The sequence below is a fragment of the Planktotalea sp. genome, assembly GCF_018607995.1.
Lineage (GTDB): Bacteria > Pseudomonadota > Alphaproteobacteria > Rhodobacterales > Rhodobacteraceae > Planktotalea.
Map to the genome: position 1 here is coordinate 23,146 of NZ_JABBAL010000001.1, position 21,235 is coordinate 44,380.

The window sequence follows — 21,235 nt, forward strand, 5'->3', positions numbered from 1 at the left end:
GGTACTTCATATATTGGATATAATTATGCGTAAAATAAGCTCACTACTCATCCTCTGCGGCGTAATCGCTGTGTCGGCTTGTACTCCACCAACCACAACAATGGTTGAGCCAGAGATTACCAGCAACAAGCTGTAAACTTTAAAAGGGTAGGCTCAAACCTACCCTTTTTATCCACCTACCTTCGTTGCAAGTTCTTGTGCAGTTGCATGCTTGCCATAATAGCTCTCAATAATCAGAACACGCGTGCCCATGTTACGTGCAATATCAAACACATTAACCTTGCCATGCCGCAGCATCTGCACAGCGTAAAAGCGCCTTAGGCTGTAGAGCGTGTACTTCTCACCGTCAGCATTGTGCGTGATATTTTCACGCTTGGGAACTTCGTTAAATTGATCAATTAGAGTGATGATCTTGTTGCCATCTGGCATACGAAATAGTCAATCGTCGTGTTGCGCTGTTTTACGGCTGTGTTGTTTGGCGCCTACTGCAGCTGTCCATGCCCACTCTTCTTGCCACTTCTGGTTACGCTCCAGTGTGCGTTCAACATACCTAGCTGCGTTAGCACGTGGGATAACGTAACGCTTGCCCGTCTTACCCTTCACATTAAATGAGTAGTTTGCTCTGCCACGTTCATCTGTAAACCGTTCTAAGTCATTCACACACGTTATTGGCTTCGCCTACACGCATGCCGCTGTTGGTAAGGACAAGCACATAGTCTCGCAGTAGCTCACGTGTATAACGCTTACGAGCGTTGTCTTTCTCTTCATGCATCCAGCGCCTTATGCCTTTGTACAGCACGCTGTACTCTCGCAGTGTAAACTGCTGGGCGTGTTTTGGTGCGCTGTGCTTTGTGTCTAAACGTGGGCGTTGGTTTATTGCCTCTATAGCCACGTTCTTGTGCAAACTTCAGCACAGTGAGTGCAAAAGTAGTTTCCCACTCAAGTGTTTTGTCTGCTGGATTTAGGCTGTGGTTCTTTGGACGTTTATCTTTGGGCATGCGATGATAGTCATCACATCGCCAATCCAGATAGTCACGCAGCAATTCTTTATCTACCTTATCAACTGGCTTCTTGCCACAGTACTCATGCCAAAACTTACTCACACGCCGTATCTGGCGTAGCATGTAATCACTTGTTTGCTGCTGATTGGCTTTGTTGTTGTGCGGATAAGTGCCACGTGCATTCTAGTTCTCACGCAGTCGTTCATACTCATTAAGCACATCACTGAAACGTTTAATCTGCAGTGGTAGCTGTGAAACTCTAACTCGTAGTGCGCACGTACTGCCAACTCACGTGCCTTAGCCAAGTCGCGTGTCTTCAAACTTTTGTAGATGTACTGACGATTACCTTTGTACAATCGCACTTGGAAAACGCCATTGCGAGTGAACAACAGCACTTTGCCATCCAATATCTTTTCTTCAAACTCAGCGTAAGTTTTGTCTAACGACCTATACAAAATTAGTATTTGCATAACATTTTATGCAGTTCAATTAGGCACTAAGTCATTGAAATAATTTATTAAGTTAAGCGCCCGTGGCAGTGCTTGAATTTCTTGCCGGACCCGCAAGGGCAGGGATCGTTACGACCTGGATTGCCCCAAGTCGAGCTGTCCGTTTCATCAAAGCCTGCGACCTCAGGCTCAGGCGCTTGAGAGGTTTCCGCAAAGGCCTCAACACCCGCTTCTTGCAACATCTCTTGCTGTGCCTGAATTTCGGCCAGCATCTCTGCCTGTTCTTCCTCAGTCATCGGGCGCACTTGGCCAAGCTTTTGCGTCACTTCCGTGCGCAAGCTATCAAGCATGCTCTCAAACAGCTGGAAGCTTTCGTTCTTATACTCGTTCAGTGGATCACGCTGCGCGTAGCCACGGAAGCCCACAACCGAACGAAGGTGCTCAAGCGTTACAAGATGTTCACGCCATTTGCCATCGATGGTCTGCAAGAGCATCTGCTTTTCGATCTGACGCATGTTGTCAGTACCGAAGGCCGCAACCTTTTGCGCAATCGCTTCGTCCGCTGCTTTTTCCAGACGCTCACGGATCACATCGTCATCCGCACCCTCTTCAATACCCCAGTCTTGAACGGGCACGTCGATGTTCACGGCCTCGGCAGCAGCGCCGTGCAGACCTTCCATGTCCCACTGATCCGCATAGGATTTTGGTGGCATGTATTGATCAATCAGATCGTCAATCACCTGATAACGCATGTCTTGCGTGATCTCGGACACATCCTCCGCTTCCATAATCTCGCGGCGTTGGCCAAAGATCACTTTACGTTGATCGTTCATCACATCGTCGAACTTCAACAACTGCTTACGAATGTCAAAGTTGCGGCCTTCAACCTTCGCCTGCGCGCGTTCTAGGGATTTGTTGACCCACGGATGCACAATCGCTTCGCCTTCTTTCATGCCAAGCGTGTTCAGCACCTTGTCCAAACGCTCCGACCCAAAAATGCGCATCAGATCGTCATCAAGCGATAGGAAGAACGCAGAGCGACCAGGATCACCCTGACGACCCGCGCGACCACGCAGCTGGTTATCGATGCGACGGCTCTCGTGGCGCTCGGTCGCGATAATATAAAGACCACCCGCGTCGAGCACCTTTTGACGCCATGTCTGATGCTCTTCCTCAATGCGTGCGCGCACGGCTTCTGGATCTGCAGCCGGCTCTGCGGCCAATGCTTCCATCACCTTCAGATCAACGTTGCCGCCAAGCTGAATGTCTGTGCCCCGACCCGCCATGTTCGTCGCAATTGTGATAGCGCCAAGCTTGCCCGCGTCTCCCACAATCTGCGCTTCTTGCTCGTGCTGACGCGCGTTCAAAACGTTATGCGGTAAGCCCGCTTCTTTCAGCATGTTGGACAGGAATTCAGATTTATCAATCGAGGTTGTGCCCACGAGACACGGCTGACCCTTCTCATGCGCTTCTTTTACGATGTTAACGATCTCGTCGTATTTCTCTTTGGCCGTGCGGAACACCTTATCATGCTCATCAACACGCGCGATGGGACGGTTCGTTGGAACCTCGACCACGCCAAGGCCATAGATCTCAGCGAATTCTTCCGCTTCGGTCATCGCCGTTCCAGTCATGCCGGACAATTTGTTATACAAGCGGAAGTAGTTCTGGAACGTAACAGAGGCGAGCGTGACGTTTTCTGGCTGAATAGGGCAGCCTTCCTTCGCTTCAATCGCTTGGTGCAGACCATCAGACAAACGGCGACCCGACATCATACGACCGGTGAATTCGTCAATCAGAACGACTTCGCCGTCGCGCACGATGTACTCTTTATCTTTCTCAAACAGCTTGTGTGCGCGCAAACCTTGGTTCACATGATGCACCAGTGTCGTGCTTTCAGGATCGTAAAGCGTCGCACCTTCTTCCAGTAGACTCTTCTCAAGCAAGAGCTGCTCAAGGAACTCGTTGCCGTCTTCCGTGTAAGACACGTTGCGGGTTTTTTCGTCGAGCTCGAAATGCTCGTCGGTCAATTCAGGGATGACCAAATCAATCGCCATATAAAGCTCTGAACGGTCCGCCGCAGGGCCAGAAATAATAAGCGGTGTACGAGCTTCATCGATGAGGATCGAATCCACCTCGTCAACAATCGCGAAGTTATGCTCGCGCTGGTACATTTGGCTTAACTCAGATTTCATATTGTCGCGCAGATAGTCAAAACCCAGCTCATTGTTCGTGGCGTATGTCACATCACAGGCATAGGCTGCCTTCTTTTCTGCTTCATCTTGGTTAGGATAGATCACGCCGGTGGTCATGCCCAAGGCGCCGAACACCTTACTCATCCATTCCGCGTCTCGTTTTGCGAGGTAGTCGTTCACCGTCACAACGTGCACACCCTTGCCCGTCAATGCGTTGAGGTACGCAGGCAGGGTCGCAACAAGGGTCTTACCCTCGCCTGTTTTCATCTCAGAAATATTGCCTTGATGCAGGAAGATACCGCCCATGAGCTGTGTATCGAATGCGCGCAAACCAAGCGCACGGCGCGCGCCCTCACGACAGTTGGCAAAGGCTTCTGGAAGCAGGTCATCAAGGCTCTCGCCTTCCACCGCACGTTTTGCCAGCTCTTCGGTCTTTTGTTTGAGACCCTCATCGGTGAGCTTTTCGAAATCAGGTTCCAGCGCGTTGATTTTTTCAACGATCGGGCGCGTGGCCTTCACTTTGCGATCATTCGGCGTTCCGAAGATCTTTTTCGTGATTTTTCCAAGTCCTAGCATCTGCGCTCATCCATCCTTGACGTCTTTGTGCTCAGGCTCCGCTTGCTCGCCTTGCACGCAACCCATAGATAAAGGGGTGAAGACGGCCCGAACCATGGCCTTAAAGCGATGTAAGGGGCAGGTATGCCAGTGTCAACGGCGCGCACGAATCGCGCAATAAACAAGGAATAAGCGATGTTAAAACACACCCCATTTTTGGCCTCTGTGGCTGCTGTCACGCTGCTGGCGCTCCCACTTTCTGCGGAAACTGGCATTGATCAGGTTGTCGCTACGGTAAACGGCACAGATATCACGATGGGTCACATGATCGTGGTGCGCTCTGGCTTGCCAGATCAGTATCGCAATTTGCCGGATGATGTGTTGTTCAAAGGCATCCTGGATCAGGTCATCCAGCAAACGATTTTGGCGGCGCAAGCTGGGAGTGGCACGCCTGATCGCGTGCGCCTCGCGCTAGAAAACGAACGTCGTGCTTTGATGGCGGCAGAGCATATGGATGTCGTACTCGCAGATGCGGTGACAGAAGATGCTGTCGCTGCAGCCTACGAAAAAACCTACGCAGGTGCCGCGCCAGAACGTGAATTCGACGCCTCACATATTCTTGTCGAAACCAAAGACGAGGCCAAAGCACTGGTCACAGAACTAGATGGCGGCGCAGATTTCGTAGAGCTGGCCAAGGAAAAGTCCACAGGTCCCTCAGGTCCACGTGGTGGAGCTTTGGGATGGTTTGGCACAGGTCAGATGGTGCCGGAGTTCGAAAATGCCGTAAAAGACATGGAGGTTGGCGCAGTCTCTGCCCCGATTAAAACGCAGTTTGGCTGGCACGTGATCAAACTTAATGACACGCGCTCCAAAGATGCGCCAAAGCTTGAGGACGTGCGCGCAGATCTAGAACAGCAAGTGCGCATGGAAACCGTTGACGCCTACATTACGAAGTTGACGGAAGGTGCCACAATTTCTAAGACGCCTGCGACAGACATCGATATGTCCAAGCTTAGCGACCTCTCACTTCTGGAGAAATAAGTCATGGCAGACACGCCGCCCCGCTCCCCCCTTGCGCCAGAGCAATTTCCCAATTTGCCACTGATTGGTGGCGTGTCTTTTGCCGCTGCCGCAGCGGGGGTAAAATATCAAGGCCGCACCGATGTCATGCTCGCGCAAATCGCGCCAGGCAGTGCTGTGGCTGGCGTGTTCACCAAATCCTCAACGCGTGCAGCACCTGTGCTAGACTGTCAGACAAAGATCAGCCTCGACAGTGACGCTGGCGCTGCAATCATCGTGAATTCTGGCAATGCCAACGCGTTTACCGGGAAGAACGGAATTGAAGCGACGCAGGCCGTCACTGACGCTGTTGCTGATGCGCTCGACCTTCCTGAAACGCGGGTGTTTTCCTCTTCCACTGGCGTTATAGGCGAACCCCTTCCCCACGATCGGATCACCGCGAAGATCATCGAGCTGAAAGCGGCACTAGATGAGAGCGCGATTGAAGCCGCCGCCGAAGCAATCCGAACAACTGATACTTTCGCCAAAGGTGCTGGCGCACAAATTGAGGTGAACGGAAAAACCGTCTCTATCGCGGGCATTGCCAAAGGGTCAGGCATGATCGCACCGGACATGGCGACGATGCTTGTCTACGTTTTCACAGACGCCAAGATTGCACGCGAAGACTTGCAGGCCATAGTGTCCGAATTGAATGAAATCACCTTCAATTCGATCACAGTCGATAGCGACACCTCCACGTCAGATTCTTTTTTGATTGCCGCAACTGGCGGATCTGATGTTGATGTAACGGACAGCACAGCTTTCAAAGTCGCACTTCACGGGGTGATGAAAGATCTCGCATTGCAGGTTGTCCGCGACGGTGAGGGCGCGACGAAACTTGTCGAAATTCAGATCACTGGCGCGCAAAGCGATGCGGATGCGCGTACACACGGCCTCGCGGTTGCAAACTCACCCTTGGTCAAAACCGCAATCGCTGGCGAAGATCCAAACTGGGGTCGCGTTGTAATGGCAATCGGAAAATCTGGCGCAGCCGCGGATCGCGATTTGCTCAGTATTTCTTTTGGCGATGTGTTGGTCGCTGATAAAGGTTGGGTAAGCCCTGACTACAAAGAAGAGGATGGCGCTGCATACATGACCCAATCCGAATTAGTGATCGCTGTGGATCTAGGGCTAGGCATCGGCAAGAGCACCGTTTGGACCTGCGATCTTACTCACGGCTACATCACTATCAACGCGGATTATCGGTCATGAAAACTGTCCTTGTAAGCGCCGTTGCTCTGATCGACCTCGATGGTCGGATTCTTCTGGGTCAACGCCCAGAAGGCAAATCAATGGCGGGTCTTTGGGAATTTCCCGGCGGAAAGGTCGAGGAGGGCGAAACACCTGAGGCCGCGCTCATCCGTGAGTTGCAAGAAGAGTTGGGCATCGACACATGGGCCAGCTGCCTCGCTCCCTTAAATTTTGCGAGCCATACCTACGAAAATTTCCATCTTCTCATGCCACTCTTTGCTTGTCGTAAATGGGAAGGTATTCCCCAATCACGCGAAAATCAGGCTTTGAGGTGGGTAAAGGCCCGCGATTTGTCCAAATATCCGATGCCAGCAGCTGATATTCCGCTGATTCCGATCCTCAGAGACTGGCTGTAAGGGGAAAACATTGGATAATTATCCAATTTCGCGAAAATTATTATAGAAAAGTTAAATGTTTTCTGACACCCAACACCCGGGTCAATGCATGTATCGAACACAACGTTCAATTTCTTGGGGGAGAACGCCATGCTTTGTACAATCATCATTGGAACTTGTGTGCAGGTTCAGGGAACTTTCGTACGCGCGCTTAATGACGGGCGCATTATTGTATCAGTTAGTGATCGTGATTTCGCGAGTCAGCCTATTTCGGCTGCCGCCTAGATCACGTTTCAAACGTTTAACTTTTCAATGGAAAAGGGCTCAAGCGCTCGCTTGAGCCCTTTTCTCATGTCATAAGGTTAATAATCTAGTCTAGTGTACGCTCGATTGACTCGCGCTCAAAGATTTCGATTACGTCATCCGCGCGGATATCATCGTAGTTCTCAAACGCCATACCACATTCCTGACCAGACTGCACTTCAGCAACCTCATCTTTGAAACGCTTAAGTGTTTTCAACGTACCTTCGTGGATCACAACGTTGTCACGCAGCAAACGCACCCCAGCCGAGCGACGCGCGACACCTTCGGTCACAAGACAGCCGGCAACTTTGCCGATACCCGTAACTTTGAACACCTCTTTGATATTCGCATAACCGATGAAGTTCTCGCGAATTTCCGCACTAAGCAGACCAGACGCTGCCGCTTTCACATCATCCACAAGATCGTAGATGATTGAATAGTAGCGAATTTCGACGCCCTTTTGGTTCGCCGTATTACGCGCAGATGTGTTCGCACGTACGTTAAAGCCCATGATCGGTGCGCCAGATGCTTCGGCCAGACCGATGTCACTTTCGGTAATCGCGCCAACACCGGAGTGTAGAACCCGAACGCGGACTTCGTCGTTACCGATTTTTGCCATCGCCTGAACAATCGCTTCCGCAGAACCTTGAACGTCTGCCTTTACCAAGATTGGCATCTCAGAAACATTCTCATCCGCTTTTGCGTTTGCCATCAACTGCTCTAGCGTCGTTGCAGCACCTGCTGCTGCGCGCTTGTCTTTCGCAGCTTTCTCACGGTACTCTGCGATTTCACGCGCTTGCGCATCCGTATCAACCACGTTCAAAACGTCGCCCGCTTCCGGCGTTCCGTTAAGGCCAAGAACCTCAACAGGGACCGAAGGACCAGCTTCTTTGACGCGCTCGCCATGATCGTTGATTAGCGCACGAACCTTACCGTGCTGCTCACCTACAACGAAGATATCGCCAACTCGTAATGTACCCGTCTGAACCAAAACAGTCGCAACAGGACCACGGCCAACATCAAGTTGCGCTTCAATCACCGCACCAACAGCAGCGCGATCTGGGTTGGCTTTCAGCTCCAAAATTTCGGACTGCAATGCAATCGCCTCCAAGAGCTGATCAAGACCCTGACCTGTAATTGCAGAGACTTCAACGTCCTGCACTTCACCAGACATTTTCTCAACGATAACTTCGTGCTGAAGCAAATCTGTACGCACTTTGTCAGGGTTCGCTTCAGGACGGTCAATCTTGTTGATCGCAACGATCATCGGAACACCTGCCGCTTTCGCGTGGTTAATTGCCTCGATCGTTTGCGGCATAACCGCGTCATCAGCAGCAACAACCAAAACAACAATGTCTGTGACCTGAGCACCGCGCGAGCGCATCGACGTAAACGCCGCGTGACCCGGAGTATCGAGGAAGCTGAGAACAGCGCCGTTGTCTGTCGTTACCTGGTAGGCACCGATATGTTGTGTAATACCGCCAGCCTCGCCAGACACCACTTTCGCGTTACGGATTGCATCAAGAAGCGATGTTTTACCGTGGTCAACGTGGCCCATGATCGTGATAATTGGTGGACGACCTTGCAGGTCTTTTTCATTGTCGATGATCTCGGTGATAACATCCTCGACGTCTGCATCAGAAACACGCACTACTTTGTGGCCAAACTCTTCAATGATGAGTTCCGCTGTATCCGCGTCAATCGTTTCGTTCTGCGTGACCATCATACCGTTGGTCATTAGAGCTTTCACAACAGCGCCAGTCTTTTCAGCCATACGCGCGGCCAATTCGGACACTACAATCGCCGGAGGCAGTTGCACGTCACGAATGATCTTTTCGCGCTCAACCGTGCCACCCATCGCTTTTTGACGTGCGCGCTCTTGCTTGCGCTTCATGGCTGCCATGGACTTGTGACGACCGCCGCCGCCACCCAGCGCTTGGTTCAACGTCAGCTTGCCGGAACGACGGCCATCGTTTTCGTTACCCCTGCCACGCTGATTACGCTGGTCGCGTTCGCGATCCGCTTTGCGCGGTGTTGCGGCTGGTGCTGGCTTATTCGGTGCAGGACGTGAGGCAGGTACAGGCTTGTCAGCAGCTGGTGCTGCTGCGACACGTGCTGCATCTTTCGCTGCGCGATTGGCCGCTTCTTCTGCTTCAGCTTTCGCCTTCGCACGCTCTGCGCGCTCTTGCTCTTCTTTTTCTTTCGCTTCTATCTCGGCGCGACGACGCTCGCGATCTTCTGCGCGCGCTTTCTCTTCGGCTTCACGACGGGCCGCATCTTCGGTCTCACGCGCTTTCGCAGCTTGAACCGCTTTCAGACGACGCTCCATTTCCACATCGGTGATACCCGCTGGACGCTTTGCAGGGTTGCTACCCGCAACAGCACCAGCCGCAGGCTTCACAGCTCCCGGCTTGGGCACCACAATGCGCTTACGCTTGGTCTCAACGACCACATTCTTCGTGCGGCCGTGGCTAAAGCTTTGCTTTACATTCGAGGGACGCGAGCCGGTGCCGCGCAGTCCCAATGTCTTTTTGCCGTCGTTATCGCTCATTTAGCTGTCTTTTCCTTTCGGACGGCCCCTGCCGTCGCTACTTCTCGTATCGCTTTTAATCTTTGGGCTTCCTCTACTACACGAGAGGTGAGTCCACCAGCGCTTAGCGCGCCATGTATCACAACCTGTCGCCCAAAGGCCAATCCCAACTCATCTGCTGTTAACCAACCGATGAAACTGCCGTAATGCGGCGTACTTAATTTCGACTTGCCGCGCTCTGATCCGTCACTGGCTTGAATAAGCACTTCGGCCTCTTCATTCATCAGCCAGCTTTTGACCTTCTCGTAACCCACAACTGCACCGCCGCCCTTGCGCGCCAAACTAATCAGCTCGACCAAGCGACGTGTCACTTGCACTTCCACTTCGGCGACCAAGCCATCTGGGACTTTCACGGACTGTTTAGCGCTACGTGCAAATAGGTTCTTGTTCGCCGCCTTTTCAAGGGCTGCCTTATCCGCAGAAACCCAAATACCACGACCGGGCAGTTTTCCCAAAATATCAGGAACAATCTGCGCATCAGGCCCAACGACAAAGCGGACCATATCTGACACAGGCATAGTAACCTGTGTCGCGATGCACTTGCGCTCTGGTCCGCTGGACCGATCTTTATGTGTGCCGCCGCGCGTCACTGTCAGAAACCCTGAGGCCTGAGATCAGACCTCAGACTCCTCGGACATTTCGTCCTCTGAAACCTCTGGTTCAAGCTCTGTTGGATCAACCCAACCAAGCAAAACACGCGCAGTCATAATCATGGTTTGGGCTTCCTCAAGCTCCATTCCGAATTGCTCTAGCAGGCCGTCATCCTTGACGCGCTCGCCATCCACGGTGGTCCAGCCACCCGCCAATTCCCAATCTGCACAAGTCGCGAAATCTTCCAGCGTTTTGACACCGTCTTCCGCAAGAACCTCTGCCATTTGAGGGGTGATTCCCTCGAACGTGATAAGGCTATCCTCTGCACCAAGCCCACGCGCTTTCGCGAGGGCTGCTGCTGCTTTCGCCTCTAGGAACTCGCGTGCACGGGTCTGAAGTTCGCCAGCCGTATCTTCGTCAACTCCGTCGATGACAATCAGTTCGTCAATTTCAACGTAAGCAACTTCTTCAAGGTTCGTGAACCCTTCCACGACCAAAAGCTGCGCGAAGAACTCGTCTACGTCTAACGCTTCCATGAACAGTTTCGTGCGAAGCTCGAACTCCGCCTGACGGCGCTTGCTCTCTTCTTCTTCGGTCATGATATCGATGTCGAGGTTCGTCAGCTGCGACGCGAGACGCACATTCTGACCACGGCGACCAATCGCTAAGGACAACTGCTCATCTGGAACAACAACTTCAATTTTGCCCGCTTCTTCGTCGAGAACAACTTTGGAAACTTCCGCAGGCTGAAGCGCATTCACGAGGAACGTTGGCTGATCTTCATTCCATGGGATGATGTCGATTTTTTCGCCTTGAAGCTCGTTCACAACGGCCTGAACGCGGGAACCACGCATACCAACACAAGCACCGACAGGATCAATAGAACCGTCATGTGAAATTACAGCAATCTTCGCGCGCGAACCAGGGTCACGGGCCACCGCTTTGATCTCGATGATATTGTCGTAAATTTCTGGAACTTCCATCTTGAACAGCTCGGCCATGAACTCAGGCGCTGTACGAGATAAGAAAATCTGAGGTCCACGCACTTCGCGGCGCACGTCTTTGATAAAGCAACGGATACGATCATTCGGGCGATAGCTTTCGCGGCCAATCTTTTCGTTACGGCGCAGAATGCCTTCGCCACGACCTACGTCAACGATCACGTTGCCATACTCTTCACGCTTCACAACGCCGTTGATGATCGTGCCTGCGCGGTCTTGGAATTCTTCGAACTGGCGATCACGCTCCGCTTCGCGCACCTTCTGCAAGATGACCTGCTTGGCAGATTGCGCTGCGATACGGCCCATTTCCACCGGTGGCACTTCCTCAACGAAAGTCGCACCCACTTCAGGGTTTTCTATGTACTGCTTGGCTTGCTCAACGGTGAATTCCGCCTGATAGTTCTCAAGCTCTTCATCCTCAACAACCGTGCGCACACGTGTGAATGTCGCGCGACCTGTCTTGCGGTCAATTGCGACGCGGATATCCATCTCAGCGCCGTAACGCGACTTGGCCGCGCGTGCGAGGCTTTCCTCCATGGCCTCAATCACAAGACCCGGATCAATCATCTTTTCGCGCGCAACCGCTTCTGCGGTTTGCAACAGCTCAAGCTGGTTCGCTGAGGTGATAGCCATGGTTATTTCTCCTCCGAAAACGGCGTTTCATCCGTTTCAATTTCGTCAAATTCATCTTCGTTAATATCGCCTGCGGCTTTGCGCTGGCGTAGCATTTCTGTGATCAACTCATCAGTCAAAACCAGCTTGGCATCGCTCAGCCAATCAAAGTTCAAACCGACAGTGCCCTCTTCGATGTTGATCAGCACATCATTGCCCTCAACACCTGCAAGTTGTCCTTTGAAACGACGGCGGCCATCAATCAACTCAGTCGTTTCAATTTTGGCTTCATACCCTTCAAATGTGGCGAAGTCCTTAAGACGCGTTAAAGGGCGATCAATACCGGGACTAGAGACCTCAAGCGTGTATTCATCGATGATCGGGTCCTCGACATCCAGTGTCGCACCAATCGCTGTGCTAATCTCTGCACATTGATCGACTTCGATACCGCCCTCAGGGCGCTCAGCCATAATCTGCAATGTCGTGGCCTTGCCAGACATCAAACGCACACGCACCAATTCAAACCCAAGGTCTTCAATCACAGGTGTGATGATCCCAGCAAGGCGTTGGTCGATGGCAGCCTTGGCAATCAAATCGTTGTTCATAGTCATCCTACCTAGCGTCTAGGCACAAAAAAACGGGCGCACGGCCCGTTACATAAGTTCCGGTGGAGCGTTTGGTGTGGACCCAGCCGCGCCGCTGTTAAAGGCCATATAGACAAGACCAACTGAGTCCGCAAGGCCACATGTCACAATAACAAAGTCCTTTCCCCATTTGGTTCACGAATCATCTCTTGTGAGTAATTCATCCTTAAGGGGTAAAGAGTTCCTAATAAGATCAACCTCTCACTGGGCGGTATTTTCCTTTAGGAGATGCTCTCCGCGATCTGGTCCATCGCACGCACAAGTTCCGCGCTGATCCCCGGCTCGCTAAGTGCATGCCCCGCGTTACGCACCATTCGCAGCTCAGCATTGGGCCAAGCTTGCGCAAGATCATAGGCAGACTTAGGCGGGCAAATCATATCATAACGGCCCTGCACGATGATGCTTGGAATGTGACTGATGCGATCCACGTTTTCTAAAATCCAGCCATCAAACTCCAGGAATCCTCCATGCACGAAATAATGGTTCTCAAGCCGCGCAAACGCTCGCGCATATTCTCCAGGCGCTTCGTCCCCACGGCCATTGGAATAAACAGAGGCCAAAGCATTTTCCCAACTTGACCACGTTTTTGCAAAACGGGTCTCTAAGGGAATATCACCACTGAACAATCGACGATGATAAGCACCTATAAAATCATCGCACTCGTCCTTCGGCACAAGGGACACGAAGTTTGCCCAAGTCTCTGGCCAGAATTGCCCGGCGCCACCGCCGTAGAACCAATCCAACTCACGCTGCATCATCAAAAACACGCCACGCAGAACCAGATGGCTAACATTCTCTGGATGTGTTTCCGCATAGATTAGCGCAAGCGTTGCGCCCCAGCTTCCGCCAAATACGATGAATTTCTCTATGTCCAAGGTCTCGCGAATGCGTTCGATATCCGCAACCAAATCCCATGTCGTGTTGTTCTCGACCGACGCATGAGGGCGCGAGCGGCCACAACCACGCTGATCAAACAAAACCACGCGATAAACAGCGGGATCAAAATAGCGCCGCATCGCGGGGCTACATCCACCTCCCGGACCACCGTGCAACACGATCACGGGGATGCCATCAGGGTTGCCGCATTGTTCAAAATAGATTGTATGCCCGCCAGGCATTTCCATCATGCGTTGATCAAACGGATCTATCGGAGGGTACAAATATTGCACCGCGCTCTTTTGGCCTGAGATTTTATCGAGATCCATCCTATATAACCCTTCGAGAGGTCCGTTAGGACCAGATGAGCATATGGAGACAGGAATGCAAGCCGCCCCAAACACAGTTGATCCCTCAGAGGTCGCGAAGTTCGAAGCAATGGCCGCAGAATGGTGGGACCCGAAGGGCAAGTTTAAGCCCTTGCACATGCTAAACCCCTGCCGTCTTGATTATCTGACATGTCAGATCGCTGGCGAATTTGACCGCAATCTGAGCGCGCCGGAGCCATTTAAAGGTCTGCGCATACTTGATATCGGATGCGGTGGTGGCTTGCTCTCTGAACCTATGGCGCGTCTTGGCGCGACTGTCCTGGGCGCAGATGCCGCTGAGCGTAATATTCCCGTCGCCCAAGTTCATGCCGAGCAATCCGGCCTCACCATCGATTACCGCTGCACCACCGCCGAAGCACTAGCTGATGCGGGGGAGCAATTTGATGTGGTGGTGAACATGGAGGTAGTAGAACACGTTGCCGATCCATTGGCCTATCTAGCCGCTTGCCAGCAATTGCTGAAACCCGGTGGCCTGCACCTATGCTCCACAATCAATCGCAATCCGAAAAGCTACGCAATGGCGATTATCGGCGCGGAAGTAATCATGCGTTGGCTGCCTAAGGGCACACATGAATGGAACAAATTCATCACGCCAGATGAGCTGTTTGAACTGTTGTCCCAATCTGGCGTCGAACCAGTGGATCGCAAGGGCTTCGTGTTCAATCCAATCTTGTGGAGCTGGAGCATTTCAGAAAGAAATTTGAGCGTGAACTACGTCACTGCAAGCGTAAAACCCGCTTAATCCTGTTCCAGCTTAAGGCGCAGGTCACGCAAAATGGGCAAAGCAAGGCGCAGCTTATCACCCCCCAAATCCTTGACGAGCTTTTCGATCACAGGTCCAATACCTGCCAGCGCGCCATCGCGTGCGGAGCGACCCGCAGGACTAATCGCAACCTGCTTGCGGCGCGCATCGTCCCAATCAGGGCGAATATGGATATAGCCAGCACGCTCTAACTTACCAAGCGTGTTGGTCATCGCCCCGCGCGTCAGATGAAAACTTTTCGCCAATTGCGCAGGTGTGCGTTCGCTGGACGTACTGGCCAGATAGTTCAGAACCGAGAAATGCGAAATCTCCATGCCCTTGGGCAAAACGCGGCCAAGCTTGTTGCGCAGCAATTGATCAGCAGTCAAAAGTTCGCTGAACAACATGGTGGCTAGAGCGTTGGATTCTTCCGGCATTACGGACCTTCGAAGTTCCGATCATGGCCCAGCGCCGCAATCTTCCTACGTGCTTGTGCCACTTCTGCATGGTCAATTTCAACCAGGACCGTGCCCTCTTCGGTTCCGCCATCAGCCAGAACCTCACCCCAAGGCGAAATCGCCAACGAATGCCCATGTGTTTTACGCTGTTTACCAACGCTTGCGCGATGCATTCCGGTTTGCGCTGCCGCAAGAACGAAGCACCCCGTTTCAATCGCACGTGCACGCAACAGGGACTCCCAATGCGCTTTGCCCGTCACAGGTGAAAACGCTGCTGGCACCAACAAGATCTCAGCCCCTGCTTGCGCCAAGGCACGATAAAGATAGGCAAATCGCACATCATAGCAGATGCTCAATCCCAACGTCCCAAAAGGCGTCGGCGCAATCGCAGCACGTGTGCCCGGAAGATAGCCGTCAGACTCGCGATAGGTTTCGTCCTTGGTCACATCCACATCAAACATATGAATTTTATCGTAGCGCGTTGTCACCGCCCCGCTTGGATCAATCACGAAAGAACGGTTCGCATATCGCCCATCCGCGTCATCGGTCTTCACTGCAAGCGATCCGATGGACAACCAAACGCCCAGCTCTGCGGCCAGTGCTTGATAGCCCGCAAGGGACACGTCATGTGCTTCATACTGCAAAACAGCGTCCTGATGCTCACGGCTAAGCGACAAGCAATTGCTCACCTCCGGTGTCAGAATAAAGCCGGCACCATCATTTGCCGCTTCCCTGATCCGCGCAGAGATCCGCGCAAGGTTTTCACGCGGATCGTCGCTAGAGTTGGTTTGAATGAGTGCTGCCAGCATTTAGGCGGCCAGCATCGCATCTAGTTTGCCAGCACGTTCAAGCGCGAAAAGATCGTCGCATCCGCCAACATGTTCCTCACCAATGAAAATCTGCGGAACCGTGCGTCCACCATTGGCGCGTTGCATCATCTCTGCACGGCGTTCTGGCTGCATAGCAATGTCGACTTCTGCAAAATTCACATCCTTCGATGTCAGCAAACGTTTTGCAGCGTGGCAAAACCCACAGAGCGGCGATGTATAAATCTCAACTTCTTTCACGAGCATATTCCTTCTTAGCTTGCTCGTAAGTTAGTCATCCTTTGCAACGCGCGCTAGGGCCACGACACAAACCTCTCTTGCACATGATTTGAGGCACGCTTCTGTACAAGGGGCAAGCGTAGCACCAGAGGTCATAACATCATCCACAAGCAGCACGGAGCGCCCTTCGAGCAATGCCTCACGTTTGGGATATACAGAAATCGCATCGCGCATTTCATCAAACCGCACTTCACGTGTTTTTCCGTCAAGCGTTGCAGTCGCGCGAACCCGCCTTCGCAGATCAGCGCAGATCAGAACCAAAAGCCGCCCCGCCATCACCCGCGCAATTAAGCTCGATTGATTATATCGCCGCTTAACCATCCGCGTCCAATAAAGCGGTGCGGGCGCAACCAGAACATCGCTTCGCAAGGTGTCCTGAACACAGCGCGCAATCCACTTTCCCGCAGGCTTCACAATATCGTGGCGATCTCCGTGCTTCAGCGCCAAGACCAACGCACGCCCGCGATCTTTGTAGAGCAACGAACCGCCCTTGCGCCCAAGGTCGCGCTGTTCTCAGGCAATTATCACAGCGATCCCCACTTTGCACACCCCCCTCAAAGGAACGCCACATCCGTCACAAATATCTCCCGCGATAAACGCAGTATCGCGCCAAGACATACCACATAGACCATCATCGTTTGCAACATTTGCACAACAGGACAGGCATTCGGGCGGAAACACAGAATGGATCAGGGTTTGAACCCCCCGCGTTTGCGCCATATGACGTGACATATGCAAAATGTGCCCCTCCTTACTGATCGCTCCGCTCTGATCCGCAATCGCCACCGAGCCAGTGACGGGTTCTTGCGTGATATCGCACGGGATGAACTCCTTGATCGCCTGAGTCTGGTTAACAGAGAGTTTAAATCGCCCCTTATTGTTGGCCCAGCGCCCCCAATTGTCCCAAATGCGAAACAGATCGAGGACAGTGAAACGCTGGATGTCACAACGAACTCCAACGACCTTGCGATCCATTTCATGGCACTGCATTGGGCCAATGACCCCGTTGGTCAAATCATCCAAAGCGCGCGCGCACTTCAACCAGATGGATTGTTTCAAGCGGTATGTTTAGGCGGTCAAACCCTGAACGAACTGCGCATCTGTCTTGCCCAAGCTGAGAGCGAAGTGACTGGGGGTCTATCCCCTCGCATCGCGCCCATGGGCGAAATTCGCGACCTTGGCGCATTGCTACAACGCGCAGGCCTGGCGCTTCCTGTTGCAGATAACATCACGATCCGCACGAGCTACCAAGATGCGTTCCACCTAATGCACGACCTGAGAAAATTCGGCGAAACCAATGCCCTCAACGCGCGCCTGCGCCACCCGACAAAGCGCGCCATTTTTGACCGCTGCAATCAGATTTATGCAGAGACCTTTGCAGAGGGTAGTAAAATCATTGCGACGTTTGAATTCTTGTTCCTTTCAGGCTGGGCTCCCTCCGCTGATCAACCCAAGCCACTGCGCCCCGGTTCTGCGACATCCCGTCTCGCAGATGCGTTAAAAACAACGGAAAAGCCTTTGCGCGATTGACCGCAGACATATTTCGCTTATCTGGCTCAAATAATAGATTAACCGGAGTGATCCCATGACCGATGCCAATATCCCCATGACATGCCCTGCGCATGCGCCAAGCGATCATCCGAAACTGCCCACCCCTAAAGTTGGCATTCTTCTGTCTAACCTCGGTACACCCGACAACACGGACTATTGGTCCATGCGTCGCTACCTTGGTGAATTTCTGTCGGATCGCCGCGTCATTGACTACTCACCCTGGCTTTGGCAGCCGTTGTTGCAGCTCATCATCTTGACGAAACGCCCTTTCACATCTGGCGCGGCCTACCGCTCTATTTGGAACGAAGAAGCGGATGAAAGCCCGCTGATGACGATTACCAAGCAGCAAAATGCAGCAATCACAGAAACGATGAAAGCGCGCTATGGTGACGATGTCATGGTTGATTTCTGTATGCGCTATGGAAATCCGTCAACCAAAAGCAAAGTGCGTGCGATGGTTGAGGCAGGCTGCACAAAGATTCTTTTCGTTCCGCTTTATCCGCATTACGCAGGTGCGACGTCAGCGACAGCAAACGATCAGTTCTTCCGCATTCTAATGGAAGAGAAATGGCAACCCGCCAGCCGCACGATCGAGCCATACTTCGAACATCCGCTATATATCGAAGCGCTCGCACAATCCGTTGAGCGCGCCTATGCCGCTGCGGAAAAAAAGCCCGACATTCTTGTCTGCTCCTATCATGGCGTGCCAAAGCGCTATTTGATGGAAGGCGATCCGTACCACTGCCAGTGCCAGAAAACGACGCGCTTGCTGAAAGAACGCCTTAGCTGGGGCGACACAGAAATCGCGACAACCTTCCAGTCAAAGTTTGGCCCTGAAGAGTGGCTGCAACCATATACAGTTAAAGAGGTCGCGCGCCTCGCAGAAGAAGATGGCAAAAAGAACATCGCCGTCATCGCACCTGCCTTTTCGGCCGATTGCATCGAAACGCTGGAAGAGATCAATGAAGAGATCAAAGAAAGCTTTGAAGAGGGAGGCGGCGAACATTTCACCTATATTCCTTGCCTCAACGATGATCCGGCTCATATCTCTGCACTTTCAGCAGTGATCGAAGACAACCTCAAAGGCTGGCTCAGCTAATCGACTTCATCTTGTCAAGTAAGCTCTCGCCGAAGGCAATCTGCATATTTCTTAAATATGATCATCTAGCGCGGGCGAAGCACGCTCAATAAAAAAAACCATTACACAAATAGAAAAGGCGGCATCCTAAGATACCGCCCTTCCAAATTTGTTTCTAGCCGCTAATTTACATGGAAATTGCAGCACCAACAATCGCCAAGATCAACAAAGGAACGACGATGCTAGCAGAAGAGCCTGCAGCAGCTTCTTCAACGATGACTGGTGCTTCCATCACAGGAGCTTCCATGTTGCCAGCGAAGGCTGTGGAAGCAGAAACGGAAAGTGCAGCAGCAAGTGCGATTTTTTTCATAGTAATATCCTCTAGAATTAGCCCATCGCCGGTTCATCAACAACGAGCACGCAAGACTTAAACCTCGTGATTTGTTTTAAGCAGTTATCATCAGATAATGCAAACCCATCTTTGAACCACATCGCGCAAGATCGACCCAATGTCGTCAAATAAGCAACACTTGAGTGCCTACTTTGGTGATCGCATATAGTTGAGCAATGTGCTCATTATAAAGCCCAATACAGCCATTGGACGAGCGACGCCCAATTTTTCGCGTGTCATGCGTGCCGTGGATTCGATAATACGTCCAGCTCAGATACAGAGCATGTGTCCCCAGCGGATTATCAGGACCCGGCTCAACAACATCGGGCCATTCAGGATTACGCTTTTTCATAGATGGTGTTGGACGCCACGTTGGCCCCTCAACTTTGCGCACAACTTTGGTGCGGCCTTTCTTCGTGAGATCAGGCGTTAAAGGAACAGAGGACGGATACAATTTATATGTATTGCCGTCTTCCGACCAGAAGTGCAGCGCGCGGCTGGAAATATCGACCAATACCGCACCGTTGTTCAGGTTGCTGAAATAGAGGCGCCAATCAAGCGTTCGAAAACTTGAGATGTTGCGACGCACCGCTTGGCTAATGTCTTTTTCAAGCTCAACCGTTCCATTGCTGGGTAGAGACGTATCTTGAGCCATCGCGGGGCCCGTAAGCATCGTGGCACCTGCGGCACCGATAAACCTGCGTCGATCCATTCGTTTGCCCAATGCATCATTCATCGCGTTCTCCATTTCAGACGTCACATTTCTTTCGCGCCTATTTACGCGCATTTCACCAGAACTTTATTGCGCGAAAGCCTCACTCACAATTGAAACAGGCCCTCGAAAGCGTTTCTCAACAGATTGTGGGTTTGAATCGCAACGCATTGGGGGATAGTGCTACCTCAACGCAGTTGGGGTAGTATAATGACGCGCATCGGTTTTCTTCTTGTTTCAGCAGCACTTGCACTTGCAGCCTGTATCGCACCCCAATCTTCTTCGCTTGGACCGGATGGTAAACCACTGCCGAAAGCCTATCGCATTGGATCTGGCGAAACGTCACGCATTCAGTTTCGCATGCTCGATTCTGTGAACTCGCTACGTCAAGCCTCTGGTGCAGCGCCACTTCAACTTGATGCGAACCTAAATGCTGCCGCGGCGACGCATTCGCGCGATATGTCGGTGCAAAACCGCCCTTGGCACTTTGGCTCTGACGGCTCCTCCCCGATTGATCGCGTGCGCCGCGTTGGCTTTTCCGGCCAGCTTAAGGGCGAAAACATCTCCGAAACCTATGAGACAGAGCTGGAAACACTCGGTGCATGGATGGAAGAGGCGCCAACACGCAGTGTTATCTTAGACAAATCCGCGACACTTATGGGCTTTTCCTACTTTCAGGAAAGCAACAGTAAGATTTGGTGGACGCTTGTCACAGGTGCACTAGCTACTGATGGCACCAAGCAGATCGCTTCCACGAACTAGTTACGGATAAATCGAGATCGGCGTGCCATTATCAACCATGGCATAAATCCGTTCCATTTCCTTGTTGGTCACAGCAATACAGCCGGCTGTCCAATCAGCGCCCTCTGGTACAAACACTTTGGGTTGTCCGTGTATAAAGATGTCACCACCGGGCTTCACGCCAGCAGCCCTCGCTTTCGCAATATCGTTCGCATTGGGGTAATTGATCCCAATTGAAAGATGGAATTTTGAATTAGGGTTGCGTCGATCAATAATATATTCGCCCTCGGGCGTGCGCCCGTCACCTTCTTCACCCTTGTGGCCGTAGGGTGCAAATCCAAGATCAAAGTCATAGCTACGCAAAGCTTCGCCAAAGTGCATGAGGTGCATTTTGCGCTGGGCCTTATAGACGATCACCCGCGTCACTTTTGGACCATTGTAACGTTTAAATTTGTTCGCACAGGCGCTCAGCATCAAAGTTGCTGCCGCTGAAAGAAGAAGGACCCGTCTTTTCATCTAAAATACTGCCTCGAAATGCTTAGTGCTTTTTTAATTGCACCCTGTCTAAACGGTTTGCCCGTCCTTCAAAAAGAAATCCACATCAC

The 21,235-nt window shown here is 52.1% G+C and carries 22 protein-coding genes; 7 read left to right on the forward strand and 15 right to left on the reverse strand.

What is annotated here, in order from left to right; translation table 11 throughout:
- Window positions 1–168 precede the first annotated feature (168 nt).
- Both QZ280_RS00135 and secA read right to left on the reverse strand, forming a co-directional pair.
- Window positions 169–429, reverse strand: coding sequence for a hypothetical protein (locus tag QZ280_RS00135; RefSeq protein WP_293439975.1), 261 nt, complete (start codon window positions 427–429; stop codon window positions 169–171).
- A gap of 1,089 nt (window positions 430–1,518) precedes the next feature.
- Window positions 1,519–4,221, reverse strand: a complete 2,703-nt coding sequence (gene secA / locus QZ280_RS00140; RefSeq protein ID WP_293439977.1) for a preprotein translocase subunit SecA — start codon at window positions 4,219–4,221, stop codon at window positions 1,519–1,521.
- A 174-nt stretch (window positions 4,222–4,395) separates the two neighbouring features.
- Between secA and QZ280_RS00145 the strand changes: the two genes are divergently transcribed.
- From QZ280_RS00145 to QZ280_RS00155, 3 genes are read left to right on the forward strand one after another with little or no spacing between them, the layout of a single operon-like run.
- Entirely contained in the window at window positions 4,396–5,241 is an 846-nt protein-coding gene (locus tag QZ280_RS00145) for a peptidylprolyl isomerase (protein WP_293439979.1), read from the forward strand.
- A 3-nt stretch (window positions 5,242–5,244) separates the two neighbouring features.
- Complete coding sequence (gene argJ, locus QZ280_RS00150; protein WP_293439981.1) at window positions 5,245–6,471, forward strand: bifunctional glutamate N-acetyltransferase/amino-acid acetyltransferase ArgJ; 1,227 nt, start codon at window positions 5,245–5,247, stop codon at window positions 6,469–6,471.
- Window positions 6,468–6,866 (forward strand): (deoxy)nucleoside triphosphate pyrophosphohydrolase, encoded by a 399-nt coding sequence (locus tag QZ280_RS00155; protein ID WP_293439983.1) that lies wholly within the window; start codon window positions 6,468–6,470, stop codon window positions 6,864–6,866. The genes argJ and QZ280_RS00155 overlap by 4 nt, the downstream gene beginning before the upstream one ends.
- Window positions 6,867–7,215: 349 nt before the next feature.
- Here QZ280_RS00155 and infB read toward each other — a convergent pair whose 3' ends face one another.
- The 5 genes from infB to pip form a co-directional block, all read right to left on the reverse strand.
- The gene (gene infB / locus QZ280_RS00160; protein WP_293439984.1) at window positions 7,216–9,699 is read right to left on the reverse strand and encodes a translation initiation factor IF-2; all 2,484 of its coding nucleotides are present in this window, start codon (window positions 9,697–9,699) and stop codon (window positions 7,216–7,218) included.
- Complete coding sequence (locus QZ280_RS00165; RefSeq protein ID WP_293439985.1) at window positions 9,696–10,328, reverse strand: RNA-binding protein; 633 nt, start codon at window positions 10,326–10,328, stop codon at window positions 9,696–9,698. The genes infB and QZ280_RS00165 overlap by 4 nt, the downstream gene beginning before the upstream one ends.
- Window positions 10,329–10,352: 24 nt before the next feature.
- Window positions 10,353–11,963: a transcription termination factor NusA gene (nusA, locus tag QZ280_RS00170; protein WP_293439987.1), complete on the reverse strand. Its 1,611-nt coding sequence runs from the start codon at window positions 11,961–11,963 to the stop codon at window positions 10,353–10,355.
- A gap of 2 nt (window positions 11,964–11,965) precedes the next feature.
- Entirely contained in the window at window positions 11,966–12,547 is a 582-nt protein-coding gene (gene rimP / locus QZ280_RS00175; protein ID WP_293439989.1) for a ribosome maturation factor RimP, read from the reverse strand.
- A 260-nt stretch (window positions 12,548–12,807) separates the two neighbouring features.
- Window positions 12,808–13,791: a prolyl aminopeptidase gene (gene pip / locus QZ280_RS00180; RefSeq protein WP_293439991.1), complete on the reverse strand. Its 984-nt coding sequence runs from the start codon at window positions 13,789–13,791 to the stop codon at window positions 12,808–12,810.
- Between the two features lie 55 nt (window positions 13,792–13,846).
- Here pip and ubiG point away from each other — a divergent pair, with 55 nt between their 5' ends.
- A complete protein-coding gene (ubiG, locus tag QZ280_RS00185; protein WP_293439993.1) occupies window positions 13,847–14,593 on the forward strand; it encodes a bifunctional 2-polyprenyl-6-hydroxyphenol methylase/3-demethylubiquinol 3-O-methyltransferase UbiG in 747 nt (248 codons plus the stop codon).
- Here the strand turns inward: ubiG and QZ280_RS00190 are convergent.
- From QZ280_RS00190 to QZ280_RS16155, 5 genes are read right to left on the reverse strand one after another with little or no spacing between them, the layout of a single operon-like run.
- Complete coding sequence (locus QZ280_RS00190; RefSeq protein WP_293439995.1) at window positions 14,590–15,030, reverse strand: MarR family transcriptional regulator; 441 nt, start codon at window positions 15,028–15,030, stop codon at window positions 14,590–14,592. The genes ubiG and QZ280_RS00190 overlap by 4 nt on opposite strands.
- Window positions 15,030–15,860, reverse strand: coding sequence for a carbon-nitrogen hydrolase family protein (locus tag QZ280_RS00195; protein WP_293439997.1), 831 nt, complete (start codon window positions 15,858–15,860; stop codon window positions 15,030–15,032). The genes QZ280_RS00190 and QZ280_RS00195 overlap by 1 nt, the downstream gene beginning before the upstream one ends.
- Window positions 15,861–16,118: a glutaredoxin 3 gene (gene grxC / locus QZ280_RS00200; RefSeq protein ID WP_293439999.1), complete on the reverse strand. Its 258-nt coding sequence runs from the start codon at window positions 16,116–16,118 to the stop codon at window positions 15,861–15,863.
- 30 nt (window positions 16,119–16,148) lie between these two features.
- Window positions 16,149–16,637, reverse strand: coding sequence for a phosphoribosyltransferase family protein (locus QZ280_RS00205; RefSeq protein ID WP_365733959.1), 489 nt, complete (start codon window positions 16,635–16,637; stop codon window positions 16,149–16,151).
- 33 nt (window positions 16,638–16,670) lie between these two features.
- Window positions 16,671–16,889 (reverse strand): double zinc ribbon domain-containing protein, encoded by a 219-nt coding sequence (locus QZ280_RS16155; protein WP_365733965.1) that lies wholly within the window; start codon window positions 16,887–16,889, stop codon window positions 16,671–16,673.
- Between QZ280_RS16155 and QZ280_RS00210 the strand changes: the two genes are divergently transcribed.
- Window positions 16,890–17,687 carry an SAM-dependent methyltransferase gene (locus QZ280_RS00210; RefSeq protein ID WP_293440001.1) on the forward strand — a complete coding sequence of 266 codons (798 nt, stop codon included), beginning with the start codon at window positions 16,890–16,892 and terminating at the stop codon, window positions 17,685–17,687.
- A 55-nt stretch (window positions 17,688–17,742) separates the two neighbouring features.
- A complete protein-coding gene (hemH, locus tag QZ280_RS00215; protein ID WP_293440003.1) occupies window positions 17,743–18,807 on the forward strand; it encodes a ferrochelatase in 1,065 nt (354 codons plus the stop codon).
- 166 nt (window positions 18,808–18,973) lie between these two features.
- Here hemH and QZ280_RS00220 read toward each other — a convergent pair whose 3' ends face one another.
- Together QZ280_RS00220 and QZ280_RS00225 are read right to left on the reverse strand one after the other, a co-directional pair.
- The gene (locus QZ280_RS00220) at window positions 18,974–19,156 is read right to left on the reverse strand and encodes a hypothetical protein (RefSeq protein ID WP_293440005.1); all 183 of its coding nucleotides are present in this window, start codon (window positions 19,154–19,156) and stop codon (window positions 18,974–18,976) included.
- 145 nt (window positions 19,157–19,301) lie between these two features.
- On the reverse strand, window positions 19,302–19,913 hold the full coding sequence (locus QZ280_RS00225; RefSeq protein ID WP_293440007.1) for a L,D-transpeptidase: 612 nt from the start codon (window positions 19,911–19,913) through the stop codon (window positions 19,302–19,304).
- Window positions 19,914–20,099: 186 nt separating this feature from the next.
- On the opposite strand from QZ280_RS00225, the gene QZ280_RS00230 reads away from it, so the two are divergent.
- The gene (locus QZ280_RS00230; RefSeq protein WP_293440009.1) at window positions 20,100–20,651 is read left to right on the forward strand and encodes a CAP domain-containing protein; all 552 of its coding nucleotides are present in this window, start codon (window positions 20,100–20,102) and stop codon (window positions 20,649–20,651) included.
- On the opposite strand, the gene QZ280_RS00235 is transcribed toward QZ280_RS00230, so the two are convergent.
- On the reverse strand, window positions 20,652–21,146 hold the full coding sequence (locus tag QZ280_RS00235; RefSeq protein ID WP_293440011.1) for a L,D-transpeptidase family protein: 495 nt from the start codon (window positions 21,144–21,146) through the stop codon (window positions 20,652–20,654).
- Between the last annotated feature and the right edge of the window lie 89 nt (window positions 21,147–21,235).